The 18,533-nt window shown below is 63.0% G+C and carries 13 protein-coding genes; 10 read left to right on the top strand and 3 right to left on the bottom strand.

Going from position 1 to position 18,533, the window contains the following annotated elements; translation table 11 throughout:
• Positions 1–67: 67 nt before the first annotated feature.
• Positions 68–1,444 carry a glutamine synthetase family protein gene (locus tag IM733_RS18330; RefSeq protein ID WP_217867911.1) on the bottom strand — a complete coding sequence of 459 codons (1,377 nt, stop codon included), beginning with the start codon at positions 1,442–1,444 and terminating at the stop codon, positions 68–70.
• Between the two features lie 667 nt (positions 1,445–2,111).
• Here IM733_RS18330 and IM733_RS18325 point away from each other — a divergent pair.
• From IM733_RS18325 to IM733_RS18295, 7 genes are all read left to right on the top strand, one after another.
• Positions 2,112–3,470 carry a glutamine synthetase family protein gene (locus IM733_RS18325; protein WP_011536276.1) on the top strand — a complete coding sequence of 453 codons (1,359 nt, stop codon included), beginning with the start codon at positions 2,112–2,114 and terminating at the stop codon, positions 3,468–3,470.
• 48 nt (positions 3,471–3,518) lie between these two features.
• The gene (locus tag IM733_RS18320; protein WP_248917919.1) at positions 3,519–4,880 is read left to right on the top strand and encodes an aspartate aminotransferase family protein; all 1,362 of its coding nucleotides are present in this window, start codon (positions 3,519–3,521) and stop codon (positions 4,878–4,880) included.
• A gap of 169 nt (positions 4,881–5,049) precedes the next feature.
• Positions 5,050–6,147 (top strand): polyamine ABC transporter substrate-binding protein, encoded by a 1,098-nt coding sequence (locus tag IM733_RS18315; protein WP_248917918.1) that lies wholly within the window; start codon positions 5,050–5,052, stop codon positions 6,145–6,147.
• Between the two features lie 161 nt (positions 6,148–6,308).
• The gene (locus IM733_RS18310; RefSeq protein ID WP_248917917.1) at positions 6,309–7,403 is read left to right on the top strand and encodes a polyamine ABC transporter substrate-binding protein; all 1,095 of its coding nucleotides are present in this window, start codon (positions 6,309–6,311) and stop codon (positions 7,401–7,403) included.
• Between the two features lie 57 nt (positions 7,404–7,460).
• Positions 7,461–8,603, top strand: coding sequence for an ABC transporter ATP-binding protein (locus tag IM733_RS18305; protein ID WP_240065479.1), 1,143 nt, complete (start codon positions 7,461–7,463; stop codon positions 8,601–8,603).
• A gap of 35 nt (positions 8,604–8,638) precedes the next feature.
• A complete protein-coding gene (locus tag IM733_RS18300; RefSeq protein ID WP_248921195.1) occupies positions 8,639–9,520 on the top strand; it encodes an ABC transporter permease subunit in 882 nt (293 codons plus the stop codon).
• Positions 9,517–10,410, top strand: a complete 894-nt coding sequence (locus IM733_RS18295) for an ABC transporter permease subunit (protein WP_248917916.1) — start codon at positions 9,517–9,519, stop codon at positions 10,408–10,410. The genes IM733_RS18300 and IM733_RS18295 overlap by 4 nt, the downstream gene beginning before the upstream one ends.
• Before the next feature lie 82 nt (positions 10,411–10,492).
• On the opposite strand, the gene IM733_RS18290 is transcribed toward IM733_RS18295, so the two are convergent.
• Positions 10,493–11,659, bottom strand: a complete 1,167-nt coding sequence (locus IM733_RS18290; RefSeq protein WP_248917915.1) for an AAA family ATPase — start codon at positions 11,657–11,659, stop codon at positions 10,493–10,495.
• 140 nt (positions 11,660–11,799) lie between these two features.
• Here IM733_RS18290 and IM733_RS18285 point away from each other — a divergent pair, with 140 nt between their 5' ends.
• The 3 genes from IM733_RS18285 to IM733_RS18275 are packed head-to-tail and all read left to right on the top strand — an operon-like array spanning position 11,800 to position 17,005.
• Positions 11,800–12,888, top strand: a complete 1,089-nt coding sequence (locus tag IM733_RS18285; RefSeq protein WP_248917914.1) for an efflux RND transporter periplasmic adaptor subunit — start codon at positions 11,800–11,802, stop codon at positions 12,886–12,888.
• Positions 12,885–13,952 (top strand): efflux RND transporter periplasmic adaptor subunit, encoded by a 1,068-nt coding sequence (locus tag IM733_RS18280; RefSeq protein ID WP_248917913.1) that lies wholly within the window; start codon positions 12,885–12,887, stop codon positions 13,950–13,952. Before IM733_RS18285 ends, IM733_RS18280 begins: the two co-directional genes overlap by 4 nt.
• Positions 13,949–17,005 carry an efflux RND transporter permease subunit gene (locus tag IM733_RS18275; RefSeq protein ID WP_248917912.1) on the top strand — a complete coding sequence of 1,019 codons (3,057 nt, stop codon included), beginning with the start codon at positions 13,949–13,951 and terminating at the stop codon, positions 17,003–17,005. Before IM733_RS18280 ends, IM733_RS18275 begins: the two co-directional genes overlap by 4 nt.
• A gap of 328 nt (positions 17,006–17,333) precedes the next feature.
• Here the strand turns inward: IM733_RS18275 and IM733_RS18270 are convergent, their stop codons facing one another.
• Positions 17,334–18,437, bottom strand: a complete 1,104-nt coding sequence (locus tag IM733_RS18270) for an IS110 family transposase (RefSeq protein WP_248917269.1) — start codon at positions 18,435–18,437, stop codon at positions 17,334–17,336.
• Positions 18,438–18,533: the final 96 nt, after the last annotated feature.

Here is an 18,533-nt window from a genome sequence, read left to right as displayed (position 1 = left end):
CGAATGGGCCGGTACAGACAACCCATGGTCCAATGAAAAACGCCGCCCCTGGGGGCGGCGTTTTCGTTCACACGGTATGCAGGTACCAGTTGTACTCGAGGTCGGAGATCGAGTGCTCGAACTCCTCCAGCTCGCTCTCCTTGCACGCGACGAAGATGTCGATGTACTTCGGATCGATGTACTTGTTGAGGATCTCGCTGTCGTCCAGCTCGCGCAGGGCATCGCGCAGGTTGTTCGGCAGGCTCTGCTCCAACTGCTCGTACGAGTTGCCTTCGATGGGTTCACCCGGCTCGACCTTGTTGGTCAGGCCATGGTGCACACCCGCCAGCACGGCCGCCATCATCAGGTATGGGTTGGCGTCGGCGCCGGCCACGCGGTGCTCGATGCGCACTGCGTCCGGCGAACCGGTTGGGACGCGCAGGGCGACGGTACGGTTGTCCAGGCCCCAGCTAGGTGCGTTCGGCACGTAGAACTGCGCGCCAAAACGGCGGTACGAGTTGACGTTCGGGCAGAGGAACGCCATCGAAGCGGGCAGGGTCTCGAGCACACCGCCGACAGCGTGACGTAGCGCGGCGTTCTGCTCGGGATCCTCGCTGGTGAAGATGTTGTTGCCATCCTTGTCCAGCACGGAGATGTGTACATGCAGGCCGTTGCCTGCCTGGCCCGGGTAGGGCTTGGCCATGAAGGTGGTGTCCATTTCATGGTCGTAGGCGATGTTCTTGATCAGGCGCTTGAGCAGTACCGCGTAGTCACAGGCCTTGAGCGGGTCGGCGACGTGGTGCAGGTTGACTTCGAACTGTGCCGGGGCGCTTTCCTTGACGATGGCGTCGGCGGGTATGCCTTGCTCTTTCGCGCCTTCGAGGATGTCCTGCAGGCAGTCGGCGTATTCGTCGAGGTCGTCGATCAGGTAGACCTGTGTCGACTGTGGGCGCTTGCCCGAGATAGGGGAGCGTGGCGGCTGCGGACGGCCGTTCACGTTCTCCTGGTCGATCAGGTAGAACTCCAGCTCGAACGCGGCGCAGATGGTCAGGCCCATCTCGGTGAACTTGCTCACCACCTGGCGCAGCACTTCGCGCGGGTCGGCGAAGAACGGTTCGCCTTCGATTTCGTGCATGGTCATCAGCAGCTGCGCGGTCGGGCGCTTCTGCCAGGGTTCATTGGAGAGGGTGCCGGGGATGGGGTAGCAGATGCGGTCGGCATCGCCGATGTCCAGCCCAAGGCCAGTACTTTCGACGGTCGAACCGTTGATATCCAGGGCGAAGAGGGAGGCAGGCAGGTTGATGCCTTTCTCGTAAACCTTGTGGAGGCTGGTGCGCTCAATGCGCTTGCCGCGCACCACACCATTCATATCTGCAATCAGAAGGTCAACGTAGAGAACCTCAGGATGTTCCTTAAGGAACGCGTTCGCTTCGTTAAGCTGAACGGCACGCGGGGGTACCGACATGATGCAACACCTTTGTTGTTAAAAATATCAATCAAGGGGGGCTTGCAACCCCAGTCAATCGGAAAGACCAGGTGAAGTCAAGCCAACCCCATGATGCCCTTAAATGGCACATCTACGGCAGATTTGCTGCATATCGGGGCGTGCCATTATCCGCTATTTTCGTCCTGAAGGGTTATCCCGAGCGGGGCGTGTTTTATTTTTTACGGAGAGGTTGTGAAAAAAAATGAACGAGGATAAGCTCGGTCACAACCCAGAACACAATAATACGAGGGTCACATGGTCCGCCTGTCGAGACCTGTCAGCGCCGCATGCACGGTGCGTTCAGGTACATCTCCCGGTTGCCGTCCGGTCATTGCACGCCTGCATCAATGGGGCGCCGCACTGGCCGCAATAATTGACGGTTCGCACAAAAAAACCATACCTCGTAACGTTTTACTGCACGTCTTCCTTTCTATCTGCCCTTCGCTTCCATCGTGGTCACGCATTTATGCAGTGTATCCATTGCCGTCCTGCGCGGGGGTTTTTGCTTTAGCCATGCACAGCATCCAGAATCAAGGCGCGGGCCTGTCCAGGCCCCTCGGCGCCGTGCGCGCCGACTTTGACCGACGCCAGGCGTCAGTGGCAGCCGGTATCCATCGTCCGGGCCACATTACCTCCTGAGGTATTTATGAGTAACAACCTCGACCAGCTCACCGATTGGTTGAAAGAACACAAGATCACCGAAGTGGAATGCCTGATCAGTGACCTGACCGGCATCACCCGCGGCAAGATTTCGCCAACCAACAAGTTCATCGCCGAGAAGGGCATGCGCCTGCCCGAGAGCGTGCTGCTGCAGACCGTGACCGGCGACTACGTCGACGACGACATCTATTACGACCTGCTCGACCCGGCCGACATCGACATGATCTGTCGCCCCGACGAGAAGGCGGTGTTCCTGGTGCCATGGGCCATCGAGCCGACCGCCCAAGTGATCCACGACACCTACGACAAGAAGGGCAACCCGGTCGAGCTGTCGCCGCGCAACGTGCTCAAGCGCGTCCTCAAGCTTTACTCCGACAAGGGCTGGCAGCCGATCGTCGCGCCGGAGATGGAGTTCTACCTGACCAAGCGCAGCGAAGACCCGGACTTCCCGTTGCAGCCGCCCGTGGGCCGCTCCGGCCGCCCGGAAACCGGGCGCCAGTCGTTCTCCATCGAAGCTGCCAACGAATTCGACCCGCTGTTCGAGGACGTCTACGACTGGTGCGAACTGCAGCAACTGGACCTCGACACGCTGATCCATGAAGACGGCACGGCGCAGATGGAGATCAACTTCCGTCACGGCGACGCACTGCACCTGGCAGACCAGATCCTGGTGTTCAAGCGCACCATGCGCGAGGCAGCGCTCAAGCACAACGTGGCCGCCACCTTCATGGCCAAGCCCATGACCGGCGAGCCGGGCAGCGCCATGCACCTGCACCAGAGCGTGGTCGACGTGGCCACCGGCAAGAACATCTTCTCCAACGCCGACGGCAGCATGAGCGAGCTGTTCCTGCATCACATCGGCGGCTTGCAGAAATTCATCCCCGAGGCGTTGCCGCTGTTCGCGCCCAACGTCAACTCGTTCCGCCGCTTCCTGCCCGACACCTCGGCGCCGGTGAACGTCGAGTGGGGCGAGGAGAACCGCACCGTCGGCCTGCGCGTGCCGGATGCCGGCCCGCAGAACCGCCGGGTCGAGAACCGCCTGCCGGGCGCCGACGCCAACCCCTACCTGGCCATCGCCGCCAGCTTGCTGTGCGGCTACATCGGCATGGTCGAGGGCATCGAGGCCAGCGCGCCGGTGCAGGGGCGTGGCTACGAACGCCGCAACCTGCGCCTGCCGCTGACCATCGAGGACGCCCTGGAGCGCATGGAGAACAGCCGCGCGCTGGTGCAGTACCTGGGCAAGAAATTCATCACCGGCTACGTCGCCACCAAGCGCGCCGAGCATGAGAACTTCAAGCGTGTCATCAGCTCCTGGGAGCGTGAGTTCCTGCTGTTTGCTGTGTGATCAACCCTGAGGCCGCCGCCAGGCGGCCACCGGAAAATGGAGAGGCACATGAGCGTCAACAACCCGCAAACCCGTGAATGGCAAACCCTGAGCGGCGAGCACCACCTTGCACCTTTCAGCGACTACAAGCAGCTGAAGGAGAAGGGGCCGCGCATCATTACCAAGGCGCAGGGTGTGCATTTGTGGGACAGCGAGGGGCACAAGATCCTCGACGGCATGGCCGGCCTGTGGTGCGTGGCGGTCGGTTACGGCCGTGAAGAGCTGGTGCAGGCGGCAGAAAAGCAGATGCGTGAACTGCCGTACTACAACCTGTTCTTCCAGACCGCCCATCCGCCGGCGCTGGAGCTGGCCAAGGCGATCACCGACGTGGCGCCCGAGGGCATGACCCATGTGTTCTTTACCGGCTCCGGCTCCGAAGGCAACGACACCGTGCTGCGCATGGTCCGCCACTACTGGGCGCTCAAGGGCAAGCCGCACAAGCAGACCATCATCGGCCGCATCAACGGCTACCACGGCTCCACCTTCGCCGGTGCGTGCCTGGGCGGCATGAGCGGCATGCACGAGCAGGGCGGCCTGCCGATCCCGGGCATCGTGCACATCCCGCAGCCTTACTGGTTCGGCGAAGGCGGCGACATGACCCCGGATGAATTCGGTGTGTGGGCAGCCGAACAGCTGGAGAAGAAGATTCTCGAAGTCGGCGAGGACAACGTCGCCGCCTTCATCGCCGAGCCGATTCAGGGTGCCGGCGGGGTCATCATCCCACCTGAAACCTACTGGCCGAAGGTCAAGGAAATTCTGGCGAAGTACGACATCCTGTTCGTCGCCGACGAAGTGATCTGCGGTTTCGGCCGCACCGGCGAGTGGTTCGGCTCCGACTACTACGACCTCAAGCCCGACCTGATGACCATCGCCAAGGGCCTGACCTCCGGTTACATCCCCATGGGCGGTGTGATCGTGCGTGACAAAGTGGCCAAGGTGATCAGCGAGGGCGGCGATTTCAACCACGGCTTCACCTACTCCGGCCACCCGGTGGCGGCGGCGGTGGGCCTGGAAAACCTGCGCATCCTGCGTGACGAGAAGATCGTCGAGCGTGCCCGCACTGAAACGGCACCGTATTTGCAGAAACGTCTGCGTGAGCTGCAGGACCACCCGCTGGTGGGCGAGGTACGCGGCCTGGGCCTGCTGGGGGCGATCGAGCTGGTCAAGGACAAGGCGACCCGCAGCCGTTACGAGGGCAAGGGCGTGGGCATGATTTGCCGCACCCATTGCTTCGAGAACGGCCTGGTGATGCGCGCGGTGGGCGACACCATGATCATCGCGCCGCCCCTGGTGATCAGCCGCGACGAGATCGACGAACTGGTGGAAAAGGCGCGCAAGTGCCTGGATTTGACGTACGAAGCGATTAAGTGACGGTCTGCTAGGCTGGCGAGGTGACATTAAGTCATTGCAAGGCCCTGCTTTGGTTGAAACAGCGCCTTGTAACTTGCCAGACTAACGGCTGTTTCAGTCGCCCAGCGCGCGTCCCGTGGTACCTGGCTGCTGAACAGATGGCTTGATAATAAATTCTGGAGCATTACGCATGAAGAAATTGGGCAAGACGCTGCTGGCCGCCGCCCTGATGGGTGCCATGGCGACCGCTGTTCAGGCTGACGACAAGGTACTGCACGTCTACAACTGGTCGGACTACATCGCCCCGGACACCGTGGCCAACTTCGAGAAGCAGACCGGCATCAAGGTGGTCTACGACGTCTTCGACAGCAACGAGACCCTCGAAGCCAAGCTGCTGGCGGGCAAGTCGGGCTACGACATCGTCGTGCCGTCCAACAACTTCCTGGCCAAACAGATCAAGGCCGGCGTCTATCAAGAACTGGACCGCTCCAAGCTGCCCAACTGGAAGAACCTCGACCCAGCACTGCTCAAGGCCGTGGGTGATGCCAGCGACCCAGGCAACAAGTTCGCCTTCCCGTACATGTGGGGCTCGATCGGCATCGGTTACAACCCGGAGAAGGTAAAGGCCGCGCTGGGCGTGGACAAGATCGACTCGTGGGACGCCGTGTTCAAGCCTGAGAACATCGCCAAGCTCAAGAGCTGCGGCGTGAGCTTCCTCGATGCCCCGACCGAGATGATCCCGGCCGCGCTGCACTATCTGGACCTGCCGAGCGACAGCACCAAGAAGGAAGACCTGAAGGCCGCGGAAGACCTGTTCCTGAAGATTCGTCCGTCGATCACCTACTTCCACTCCTCCAAGTACATCTCGGACTTGGCCAACGGCAACATCTGCGTGGCCGTGGGCTACTCGGGTGACCTGGAGCAATCCAAGGCCCGTGCCCACGAAGCGGGCGACAAGGTCAAACTGAGCTACACCATTCCGAAGGAAGGTGCCGGCACCTTCTACGACATGGTCGCCATTCCGAAGGACGCCGAGAACGTCGAGGCCGCCTACAAGTTCATGGACTTCCTGCTGCAGCCGGAAGTGATGGCCGGCATCACCAATGCCGTGCGCTTCCCGAACGGCAACAAGGCCGCCACCCCGCTGGTGGACAAAGAGATCACCAGCGATCCGGCTATCTACCCGTCCGATGACGTGAAGGCCAAGCTGTACGCCATCAAAGCGCCGGAGAAGAACGCCCAGCGCGATATCACCCGCAGCTGGACCAAGATCAAGTCGGGCAAGTAAGCCCGATGCAAGGCCCTCTGGGCCGGGGTTTCCCGGCCCAGAGGCAGGTTAAGGCAAATAAGTTTGCGGCATCCTCGCCGTGAAGGTAAGTTGCGCGCCGGTTTTGCGTGTGCGGCCGAGTTTTTCCGCCACTTGAGGCACTGATTGTGAGGACCACCCACTTGTCCATTTCTGTATTTCGCAAGGCCTTGATGGCTGGAGCGGGTCTGACGCTGGCTTGCAGCGTCCAAGCGGCGCCCACGGTGCACATCTACAACTGGTCCGACTATGTCGGCCCCAATACGCTTGCCGAGTTCCAGAAGGAAACCGGCATCACCCCCAAGTACGACGTCTTTGACAGCAACGAGACGCTGGAAGGCAAGTTGCTGGCCGGGCGCACCGGCTACGACGTGGTCGTGCCGTCCAACCATTTCCTGGGTAAGCAGATCAAGGCGGGCGCTTTCCAGAAGCTCGACCGTGACCTGCTGCCCAACTACGCGAACCTCGACCCGGCGCTGATGAAGCGCCTGGAGAAGAACGACCCGGGCAACCAGTACGCCGTCCCCTACCTGTGGGGCACCAACGGTATCGGCTACAACGTCGAGAAGGTCAAGGCCGCGCTGGGCACTGACAAGATCGACTCCTGGGCGGTGCTGTTCGAACCGCAGAACATGAAGAAGCTCGCCAAGTGCGGCGTGGCCTTCCTCGACTCGGCCGACGAGATGCTCCCGGCCGTGCTCAACTACATGGGGCTGGACCCCAACAGCAGCAACCCGAAGGATTACCAGAAGGCGGAAGAGAAACTGCTGGCCGTGCGCCCGTATGTCACCTACTTCCACTCCTCGAAGTACATCACCGATCTCGCCAACGGCGATATCTGCGTGGCCGCCGGCTTCTCCGGCGACGTGTTCCAGGCCAAGGCCCGCGCTGAGGAAGCGAAGAAGGGCGTGAAACTGGCCTACGCCATCCCGAAGGAAGGCGGCAACCTCTGGTTCGATGTGCTGGCGATCCCCAAGGATGCCAGCAACGTCAAGGAGGCCCATGCCTTCATCAACTATTTGCTGAAACCTGAGGTTATCGCCCAGGTCAGTGATTACGTCGGTTACGCCAACCCGAACCCCAAGGCTGGCGACCTGATGGACCAGGCCGTGAGGACTGACGCCGCGGTTTACCCACCGCAGGAAGTGCTGGACAAGATGTTCGTCAACGCCGAGTTGCCACCCAAGGTGCAACGTTTGATGACCCGCAGCTGGACCAAGGTCAAGTCGGGCAAGTAACAATCCAGGCCCGCCAGCGCAGCGGCGGGCACATAAATCTTGTTGGGAGTTTCACTCATGGCAGTTGCCTCCGGTGCCTATAAGAAAGCCCTCGAGGGTGGCCAGCAACCCAAGCAGGTGCTGGTCAAGATCGACCGGGTCACGAAAAAGTTCGACGAAACGGTAGCCGTGGACGATGTGTCCCTGGAAATCCGCAAGGGCGAGATCTTCGCCCTGCTGGGCGGCTCCGGTTCCGGCAAGTCCACCTTGCTGCGCATGCTGGCCGGCTTCGAGCGTCCGACCGAAGGGCGGATCTTCCTCGATGGCGTCGACATCACCGACATGCCGCCCTACGAGCGGCCGATCAACATGATGTTCCAGTCCTACGCGCTGTTCCCGCACATGACCGTGGCGCAGAACATCGCCTTCGGCCTGCAGCAGGACAAGATGCCGAAGGCCGAGATCGACGCCCGCGTGGCCGAGATGCTCAAGCTGGTGCATATGACCCAGTACGCCAAGCGCAAGCCGCACCAGTTGTCCGGTGGCCAGCGTCAGCGCGTGGCCCTGGCCCGTTCGCTGGCCAAGCGCCCGAAGCTGCTGCTGCTCGACGAACCCATGGGTGCGCTGGACAAGAAACTGCGTTCGCAGATGCAACTGGAGCTGGTGGAGATCATCGAGCGCGTGGGTGTGACCTGCGTGATGGTGACCCACGACCAGGAAGAGGCCATGACCATGGCCCAGCGCATCGCCATCATGCACCTGGGCTGGATCGCCCAGATCGGCAGCCCGATCGACGTCTACGAGACCCCGACCAGCCGCCTGGTCTGCGAGTTCATCGGCAACGTCAACCTGTTCGACGGTGAAGTGGTCGACGACGCTGAAGGCCACGCGATCATTGCCAGCCCGGAACTGGAGCGCAAGATCTACGTCGGCCACGGTGTCACCACCTCGGTCGAGGACAAGCACATCACCTACGCCCTGCGCCCGGAGAAACTGCTGGTCACCACCGAGCAGCCGACCTGCGAGCACAACTGGTCGCGCGGCAAGGTCCACGACATCGCCTACCTCGGTGGCCACTCGGTGTTCTACGTCGAACTGCCTGGCGGCAAGATCGTCCAGTCCTTCGTCGCCAACGCCGAGCGCCAGGGCACCCGCCCGACCTGGGATGACGAAGTCTACGTGTGGTGGGAAGACGACAGCGGCGTGGTACTGCGCTCATGAAACCACGAAAGCTCAAACGAGCCCTCCAGCGCCTGATTCCCGAAGGGCGGCACATGGTGATCGGCGTGCCGTTCATCTGGCTGTTCCTGTTCTTCATGCTGCCGTTCTTCATCGTGTTGAAGATCAGCTTTGCCGAAGCCGACGTGGCGATCCCGCCGTACACCGAGATCTACACGTATCTGGAAGGCAAGGTCCAGCTGGTGCTGAACCTCGCCAACTATGGCCTGCTGACCGAAGACGAGCTGTACATCGCGGCCTACCTCGGCTCGCTCAAGGTTGCCTTCTTCAGCACCTTGCTCTGCCTGCTGATCGGCTACCCGATGGCCTATGCCATCTCCAAGGCCAACAAAGAGTCGCAGACGGTCCTGCTGCTGCTGATCATGATGCCGACCTGGACCGCGATCCTGATCCGCGTCTATGCCTGGATGGGCATCCTCAGCAACAACGGGCTGCTCAACAGCTTCCTGCTGTGGCTGGGGCTGATCGACCAGCCGTTGCAGATCCTCAACACCAACCTGGCGGTGTATATCGGCGTGGTCTATTCGTACCTGCCGTTCATGATCCTGCCGCTGTACGCCAACCTGGTGAAGCACGACGAAAGCCTGCTTGAGGCTGCATCGGACCTCGGTTCGAGCACCTTCAACAGCTTCTGGAAGATCACCGTGCCGCTGTCGAAGAACGGCATCATCGCCGGCTGCATGCTGGTGTTCATTCCGGTGGTCGGCGAGTTCGTGATTCCTGAACTGCTCGGCGGCCCGGAAACCCTGATGATCGGTAAAGTGCTGTGGCAAGAGTTCTTCAATAACCGTGACTGGCCGGTGGCGTCCGCGCTGGCGGTGGTGATGCTGGCGATCCTGATCGTGCCGATCCTGCTGTTCAACCGTAGCCAGGCCAAAGAGATGGAGGGCCGCGCATGAAACGCTTCAGTTTCTCCAAGCTGATGCTGGTGCTTGGCTTGCTGTTCATCTACCTGCCGATGCTGATCCTGGTGATCTACTCGTTCAACGCCTCCAAGCTGGTGACGGTGTGGGGCGGCTGGTCGGTGAAGTGGTACGTCGGCCTGCTCGACAACACCCAGCTGATGGGCTCGGTGATGCGCTCGCTGGAGATCGCCTGCTACACGGCGGTCGCCGCAGTGGCGCTGGGCACCCTGGCGGCCTTCGTGCTGACCCGGGTCACCCGCTTCAAGGGGCGTACCCTGTTTGGTGGCCTGGTCACCGCACCGCTGGTGATGCCCGAGGTGATCACCGGTCTGTCGCTGTTGCTGCTGTTCGTGGCCATGGCACAGATGATCGGTTGGCCCCAGGAGCGTGGCATCGTCACCATCTGGATCGCCCACACCACGTTCTGCGCAGCCTATGTAGCGGTGGTGGTGTCGGCACGCCTGCGCGAGCTGGACCTGTCCATCGAAGAAGCAGCCATGGACTTGGGCGCCAAGCCGTGGAAGGTGTTCTTCCTGATCACCATCCCGATGATCGCGCCGTCGCTGGCGGCGGGCGGCATGATGTCGTTCGCCCTGTCGCTGGATGACCTGGTGCTGGCCAGCTTCGTGTCCGGCCCGGGCTCGACCACGCTGCCGATGGAAGTGTTCTCGGCCGTGCGCCTGGGCGTGAAGCCGGAAATCAACGCCGTGGCCAGCCTGATCCTGCTGTCGGTGTCGCTGGTGACCTTCCTGGTCTGGTACTTCAGCCGCCAAGCTGAGGAACGTCGCCGCCGGGCGATCCAGCAGGCTATCGAAGAAGGTGCCGCGGCGAACGTGCAGACCACCCAGGTCCGCCGTCCAGCCCAGGCCACCGCGCAGGTCTGATCCACCGACGCGATTACTGTAGGAGCCGGCACAGCCGGTGCCTGGTTCGCCAGCAAGGCTGGCTCCTACGGTTCGCGTTCGTTCAGCCTTGATCCGGCCAGTTCCAGGCCGGCTCATCCAGCATGCCCTGCCCGACGATACCGGTCTGCCCCAAGGTTTTCTCCAGGTGGATCGAATTGCAGTCGTCATCCTCCTCCAGCGCCGCCACCAGCCGGGGCGCGTGCGACACCACCCATACCTGACACTCCCGCGCCGCGCGGCGGATCAGGCGCGCCAGTGCCGGCAACAAGTCCGGATGCAGGCTGGTCTCCGGCTCGTTGAGCACCATCATGCTCGGCGGGCGCGGTGTGAGCAGGGCAGCCACCAGCAACAGGTAGCGCAAGGTTCCGTCGGACAGCTCGGCAGCGCTCAGCGGCCGCAGCAGCCCGGCCTGGTGGAAACGCAGGCCGAACAGGCCGCCGGGCTGGGCGTCGACCGCGAGCCGGGCGCCGGGAAAGGCATCGCCCACTGCGTCCTGCAGCGCCTGCAGGTCGCCGATCTCGTCGATGGTCTGCAGGGCGGCCGCGAGGTCACGGCCGTCGTGATGCAGCACCGGCGTGCGCGTTCCCAGCCGTGATTGCCGGGCAGGGGCCTCGGCATCGGTACGAAAATGGTCGTAGAAGCGCCAGCTGCGGATCTGCTCGCGCAGATGCGGCACCTCGGGGGAGCCCTGGAGGCTGCCGACCTGGTCGAACAGGCTGTCGAACTCGGTCATGTGCTGGTGCAGCACCTGCCATTGGCGCCCGTCACGGGCCTTGACCATGCCTGCGTTGCGCTGCACCAGCTGACTGGCCGGGCGGCATAGGGGCCCGGCCCAGATGGTCTCCTGTTTGATCTGCGGGTCCAGGGCGAACTTCGACCGACTGGGTTCGGGCAGGCCGAGGCTGATCGCGTAGCCGAAATCCGCTCCGGCGAAGCCCATCTTCAGGCGCCTGGCTTGCTGGCGTGGCCCGCCTTCCACCGGCACCTCGCCGTTGAGCATGCGCCGGCTGAGCTTCTCGGGGCCGGCCCAGAAGGTCGACTCCAGCCCGCCCTCGGCAGCCAGCGCGTTGACCACGCCGCCGCGGGCGGTCTCGGCCAGCAGGCGCAAGGCCTTGTACAGGTTGGACTTGCCGCTGCCGTTGGCACCGGTGATCACGTTGAGCCGCCCGAGCGGCATCACCAGCTGGTTGATCGAGCGGTAGTTGGCAATGGCCAGGGTGGTCAGCATCGGCGGTGTCCTTGAGCGTCAGGCTGGCAGTATCGCCGATCGCGCTTAGCTTTGTTGGGCCGACATCGGTGCCGTTTGTCCTTCCCTGATCTACGCTTCAAACGCATCCCTCTCACCCTTTGTCGAAGCAAGGAGCCTGCATGACGGTAATACGTCCGCCGATGGTCGTTTGCCTGGGGCTGCTGTTCATGCTTACGGGCTGTGGCAAGGAGCAAACCGGTCCGGTGTTGCCCAGGGTGGTGGTGCAACAGGTGCAGCCCACCGATTTTGCCGCCAAGGTCACCTTGACCGGCGATGTGCAGGCACGGGTGCAGACCGACCTGTCGTTCCGCGTGGGCGGCAAGATCATCGCGCGCAGCGTCGATGTCGGCGACCACGTCAAGGCCAACCAGGTGCTGGCGCGCCTGGACCCGAAGGACCTTCAGAACTCGGTCGATTCCGCCAAGGCCGAAGTGTTCGCCGAGCAGGCCAGGGTCACCCAGACCAGCGCCGCGTTCGTGCGCCAGCAGAAGCTCCTGCCCAAGGGCTACACCAGCCAGAGCGAATACGACTCTGCCGAAGCGGCTCTGCGCAGCAGCCAGAGCGCGCTCAAGGCCGCCCAGGCGCAACTGGCCAACGCCAACGAGCAGTTGAGCTACACAGCGCTGGTATCCGAGGCCGACGGGGTGATCACCGCGCGCCAGGCCGAGGTCGGCCAGGTGGTGCAGGCGACCATGCCGATCTTCGGCCTGGCCGTCGATGGCGACCGCGACGCGGTGTTCAATGTCTACGAAGCGCTGCTGGTGAAAGCGCCCAGCGACGAGGGCGTCGTTGTCAGCCTGCTGGACAACCCGGCGATCAAGGCCGAGGGCCGGGTCCGCGAGATCACTCCGACGGTGTCCGCCGAGAGCGGCACCGTGCAGGTCAAGGTGGCGCTACGCAACGTACCCGCGGGCATGCAGCTGGGGTCGCCGGTTACCGCTACCGGCAATACCCAGGGCCGGCCGAGCATCGAGCTGCCGTGGGCGGCGCTGACCAAGGCGCTGCGTGAACCGGCGGTATGGGTGGTGGGCGAGGGCGACAAGGTCGAACTGCGCAAGGTCCAGGTGGCGCGCTACCTCACCGGCAAAGTGGTGATCGCCGACGGTATCAAGGGCGGTGAAACCGTGGTGGTGGGCGGTGGGCAACTGCTGCACCCGGGCATGCAGGTCGAGAAGGTCAGTGCCAGGGACGGAGGAGCCGCGCCATGAAGCGCCAGCTGTTGATACTGTCCACCAGCCTGGTGCTGGCCGCCTGCGGCGGCGAAGAGGTGCAGCCCGAGGCGGTGCGCCCGGTGTTGTCGACGCTGGTCGAGCCCCAGGTGCAGTCGCAGTTGGGCCGCTTTGCCGGCGCCATCCAGGCCCGCTACGAAAGCACCCTGGGGTTCCGGGTGTCTGGGCGCATCGCCCGGCGCTGGCTGGATGTGGGTGCGCGGGTGAGCCCTGGCGATACCCTGGCCACTCTTGATCCGACCGACCAGCAGAACCAGTTGCGCGCCGCCGAAGGCGACTTGGCCAAGGTCCAGGCGCAATGGATCAACGCCCAGGCCAATGCCCGCCGTCAGCAGCAGCTGTATGACCGTGGCGTTGGCGCACAGGCCCAGCTGGACATCGCCCAGACCGACCTGAAGACCACCGGCGCTGCGCTGGAGCAAGCGCGTTCGGCCGTCAGCCAGGCGCGCGACCAGCTCGACTACAGCACCCTGCGCACCGACCACGCGGCGGTGGTCACCGCCTGGCAGGCCGAGGCCGGGCAGACCGTCAGCGCCGGTCAGGCGGTGGTCACGCTTGCCCGCCCCGACGTCAAGGAGGCGGTGATCGACCTGCCGATCCCGCTCGCGGAACAACTGAACAAGGCCCTCACCTTCACCGTCGCCTCGCAGCTTGACCCCAGCATCAACACCACCGCCACGCTACGCGAGCTGGAGCCCCAGGCCGATGCCACCACCCGTACCCGCCGCGCCCGGCTGACCCTGGCCAGTACCCCGGATGCCTTCCACCTGGGCACGGCGATCAGCGTCACCCTGTCTTCGGCAGTGAGCCCACGCAGTCAGCTGCCGTTGACCGCACTGCTCGAACGCGATGGCAAGACCCAGGTGTGGGTGGTCGATCCACAGCAGAAAACCGTGGCCACCCGTGACGTCGCGCTGATCGGGCGCACTGCCGACAGCATCGTCCTGGCCTCCGGCGTGCAGCCCGGCGAGCGGGTGGTGACGGCCGGTGTGAACAGCCTCAAGCCCGGCCAGAAGGTCACCTTCGATGAGGACGCGCAATGAAAGGAAGCTTCAACCTCTCGGAATGGGCGCTGAAGCACCAGTCCTTCGTCTGGTACCTGATGTTCGTCGGTCTGCTGATGGGGATCTTCTCCTACGTCAACCTCGGCCGTGAGGAAGACCCGTCCTTCACCATCAAGACCATGGTCATCCAGACCCGCTGGCCCGGTGCCACGCAGGACGAGACCCTGTACCAGGTCACCGACCGCATCGAGAAGAAACTCGAGGAACTCGACTCGCTCGACTATGTGAAGAGCTACACCCGCCCGGGCGAGTCCACTGTCTACGTCTACCTGCGCGACACCACCAAGGCCAAGGACATCCCCGAGATCTGGTACCAGGTGCGCAAGAAGATCCAGGACATTCGCGGGCAGTTCCCTGCGGGTATCCAGGGGCCAGGCTTCAACGATGAGTTCGGCGATGTATTCGGTTCGATCTACGCCTTCACCGCCGACGGCCTCACCTTGCGCCAGCTGCGCGACTATGTCGAGGTGGCGCGGGCCGAAGTGCGCGAGGTGCCGAACATCGGCAAGGTCGAGCTGATCGGTACACAAGATGAAGTGCTCTACCTGAACTTCTCCACCCGCAAGCTGGCCGCGCTGGGCATCGACCAGCGCCAGGCCATGCAAGCCTTGCAACAGCAGAACGCGGTGACTCCGGCCGGGGTCATCGAGGCGGGGCCCGAGCGTATCTCGGTGCGCACCACCGGGCAGTTCGCCTCGGAGAAGGACCTGGAGACTGTGAACCTGCGCATCAACGACCGCTTCTTCCGCCTGGCCGACATCGCCGACATCGAGCGCGGCTACGTCGACCCGCCTTCGCCCATGTTTCGCTTCAATGGCCAGACCGCCATCGGCCTGGCGATCGGCATGAAGGCCGGCGCCAATATCGAGGTGTTCGGCGCGGCCTTGAAAAAGCGGATGGACAGCATCGTCCGCGACCTGCCGGTGGGCGTCGGCGTGCACAACGTGTCCGACCAGGCGGTGGTGGTCAAGCAGGCGGTCGGCGGTTTCACCAGCGCGCTGTTCGAGGCGGTGGTGATCGTACTGGCGGTGAGTTTCGTCAGCCTCGGCATACGCGCGGGCCTGGTGGTGGCCTGCTCGATCCCGCTGGTGCTGGCCATGGTCTTCGTGTTCATGGAGTACAGCGACATCACCATGCAGCGGATCTCGCTGGGTGCGCTGATCATTGCCCTGGGGTTGCTGGTGGACGACGCGATGATCACCGTCGAAGTGATGGTCACGCGCCTGGAGATGGGCGAGAGCAAGGAGCAGGCGGCCACCTTCGCCTACACCTCCACCGCGTTCCCCATGCTGACCGGCACTCTGGTGACCGTGGCCGGCTTCGTGCCAATCGGCCTCAACGCCAGTTCCGCGGGCGAGTACACCTACACCCTGTTCGCGGTCATTGCCGTGGCCTTGCTGGTGTCGTGGGTGGTGGCGGTGTTCTTCGCCCCGGTGCTGGGCGTGCACATACTCAGCAGCAGCAAGCTCAAGCCTCATGAGGCCGAGCCCGGGCGCGTCGGCCGGGCGTTCGAGGGCGGGCTGCTGTGGTGCATGCGCCATCGCTGGCTGACCATCATTGGCACGGTGCTGCTGTTCGCCTTGTCGATCTTCAGCATGCGCTTCGTGCAGAACCAGTTTTTCCCGTCGTCGGATCGCCCGGAAATCCTGGTCGACCTGAACCTGCCGCAGAATGCCTCCATCGAGGAGACGCGCAAGGTCGTCGACCGCCTGGAGGCGAGAATCAAGGACGACCCAGACCTGGTGCACTGGAGCACCTACATCGGCCAGGGCGCGATCCGCTTCTACCTGCCCCTCGACCAGCAATTGCAGAACCCGTACTACGCCCAGTTGGTGATCGTCAGCAAAGGCTTCGAAGAGCGCGCGGGCATGATGGAACGCTTGCAGAAACTGCTGCACGAGGAGTTCGTCGGCGTGGGTACCAACGTCCAGTCGCTGGAGATGGGCCCGCCGGTGGGCCGACCGATCCAGTACCGGGTCAGCGGCAAGGATATCGACCAGGTGCGTCGGCATGCCATCGAGCTGGCGACCCTGCTCGACAGCAACGAACACATCGGTGAGATGATCTACGACTGGAACGAGCCCGGTAAGGTGCTGCGCATCGAGATCGCCCAGGACAAGGCGCGCCAGCTGGGCCTTTCGTCCGAGGACGTGGCTAAGGTGATGAACAGCATCGTCAGCGGCGTGCCGGTCACCCAGGTCAACGACAATATCTACCTGGTCAACGTGGTGGCCCGTGCTGTAGACAGCGAGCGCGGCTCGCCGGATACCTTGCAGAACCTGCAGATCGTCACGCCCAGCGGCGCCTCGATCCCATTGCTGGCCTTCGCCACCGTACGCTACGAGCAGGAGCAGCCACTGGTGTGGCGCCGCGACCGCAAGCCAACCATCACCATCAAGGCGTCGGTGGTGGGTGACATCCAGCCAACCGACCTGGTGGCCGATCTCAAGCCCAGCATCGACGGCTTCGCCAGCAAGCTGCCGGTGGGTTACGACGTAGCCACCGGCGGTACGGTGGAAGAGAGCGCCAAGGCACAGGGACCGATCGCCGCCGTGATCCCGCTGATGCTGTTCCTGATGGCGACCTTCCTGATGATCCAGCTGCACAGCGTGCAGAAGCTGTTCCTGGTGGTCAGCGTCGCGCCGCTGGGGCTGATCGGCGTGGTGCTGGCGCTGGTGCCCACGGGCACACCGATGGGCTTCGTGGCGATTCTCGGGATCCTTGCCCTGGCCGGGATCATCATCCGCAACTCGGTGATCCTGGTGACCCAGATCGACGAGTTCGAGGAGCAGGGCTACACGCCCTGGGATGCGGTGGTGGAGGCGACCAACCACCGCCGGCGGCCGATCCTGCTGACGGCGGCGGCGGCAAGCCTGGGCATGATCCCGATTGCCCGGGAAGTGTTCTGGGGGCCGATGGCCTACGCCATGATTGGCGGCATCATCAGTGCAACGCTGCTGACGCTGCTGTTCCTGCCGGCGCTGTATGTGGCCTGGTACAAGATCCGCGAACCGGAACACAAACCCTTGTAGGAGCGGATTTATCCGCGATCACGGGCGCCGCCCGTGCCGAGTGTCGCGGTGCCTGCATCGCGGATGAATCCGCTCCTATGTATGGACTCGCCTACATTGTCTACCTGCTTTTCGAACAAGGTTACCCGGTTGCATCTATGTATCAGGCCTATTCGAGGAAGCTTGGTGCTTCTGGCCAACATCGGGGTGAGCTCGCAGCATGCCCATTACATTTAGGCCTCTTGGGCCGGTAGGAGCGTAGGCATTAATCCGCGACGGTCTTACCTAGGGTCGATGTTCACTAGCAGGGGCTGGGGCGCTCGGCACCCCGGTGGCGTAACACCGTAAGTCAGTGGCTCATGGCGGGCTCCTGACGATCGTTCGGTTGGCGTTGGTAGACCTGCTCACCTTGTAGCAGCACCCAGATGATGCGCAGATTTCGATTAGCCAGTCTGATCGCCGCCTCCTTGCGACCAAGTCGAGTTAACCATCGCAAGAGGCGGCGATCGTCTGGCTGATCGGAATCAGGCTTCAAATGGCTAAGAACCGCGTGCGCACCCTGGATCATCATGCTGCGCAGGTAGCCGTCACCTCGCTTGCTCATCTTGCCTAGCCTGACCTTCTTTCCACTGCTGTGCTGGTCGGGCACCAGGCCAAAGTAAGCGGCAAACTGTCGAGCATTGGGGAAACGCGAGGGTTCAGGCTGCTTGGCCAGCATCGCTGTGGCGATGATCGGGCCGACACCGCGTATCGTCATCAGGCGGCATGCGACCTTGTCGGCCTGCGCCGCTGTTTCGAGCCGTCCTGTCAGGATGGCGATACGCTCACTCAGATAGCGCCATTCGGCGAGCAGTTCATCGAGCAATTCACGCAGCAGATCTGGCAATGGTTGAGTCGTATCTTCAAGAATGCGCGGTACACCGTGGCTGACGGCTAAATCGCCTTGCGCCAGGGCGACGCCCTGTTCCAGTAACAGGCCGCGGATCTGGTTGCCTAGCGCGGTGTGGCGCCTGACATAGCCTCTGCGGGCGCGGTGTAAGGCTTGAATCGCCAAAGCGGCAGTGCTCTTGATCGGCACCGCAGCAATGCTGGTATCCCGGCCTGCGCGCAAGATGGCATGGGCGTCGTTACGATCGTTCTTGGCACCACTGCGGTGCTCCGCCACTCGCTGCGCGGGCAGGATGCGGACTGGCGTTCCCTGCGCCTGTAGCAAACGCCCCCATGCTTGAGCGCCGGGGCCACTTTCCATCAGGACCGTCACGGTGGGTGGCAGCCTGGTCAGGAACGCATGAAAGGCTTCACGGGATTTGATTCGATCTTCGTAGATGACGCGCCCGGAACCGTCATCTCCGGCCACCTGAAAGACTTGCTTGGCCAGGTCGACTGACAGATGTTGGCAAAGCGTTACATCGTTGGAAGACAGGGAATTGCGCTTCGTCCTATGCTTGCTCATGGTCTCGCCCTCGCTGCCGTTGGCTTTTTAGAACGCCACCGTGGCACTGTGATGCCTCGGCGGGGGCGAGTCCATCCGATTACAAATACCGCATTG

The organism is Pseudomonas entomophila (assembly GCF_023277925.1).
Classification (GTDB): Bacteria; Pseudomonadota; Gammaproteobacteria; order Pseudomonadales; family Pseudomonadaceae; genus Aquipseudomonas; species Aquipseudomonas entomophila_D.
This window is presented reverse-complemented; position numbering and strand designations above follow the sequence as displayed.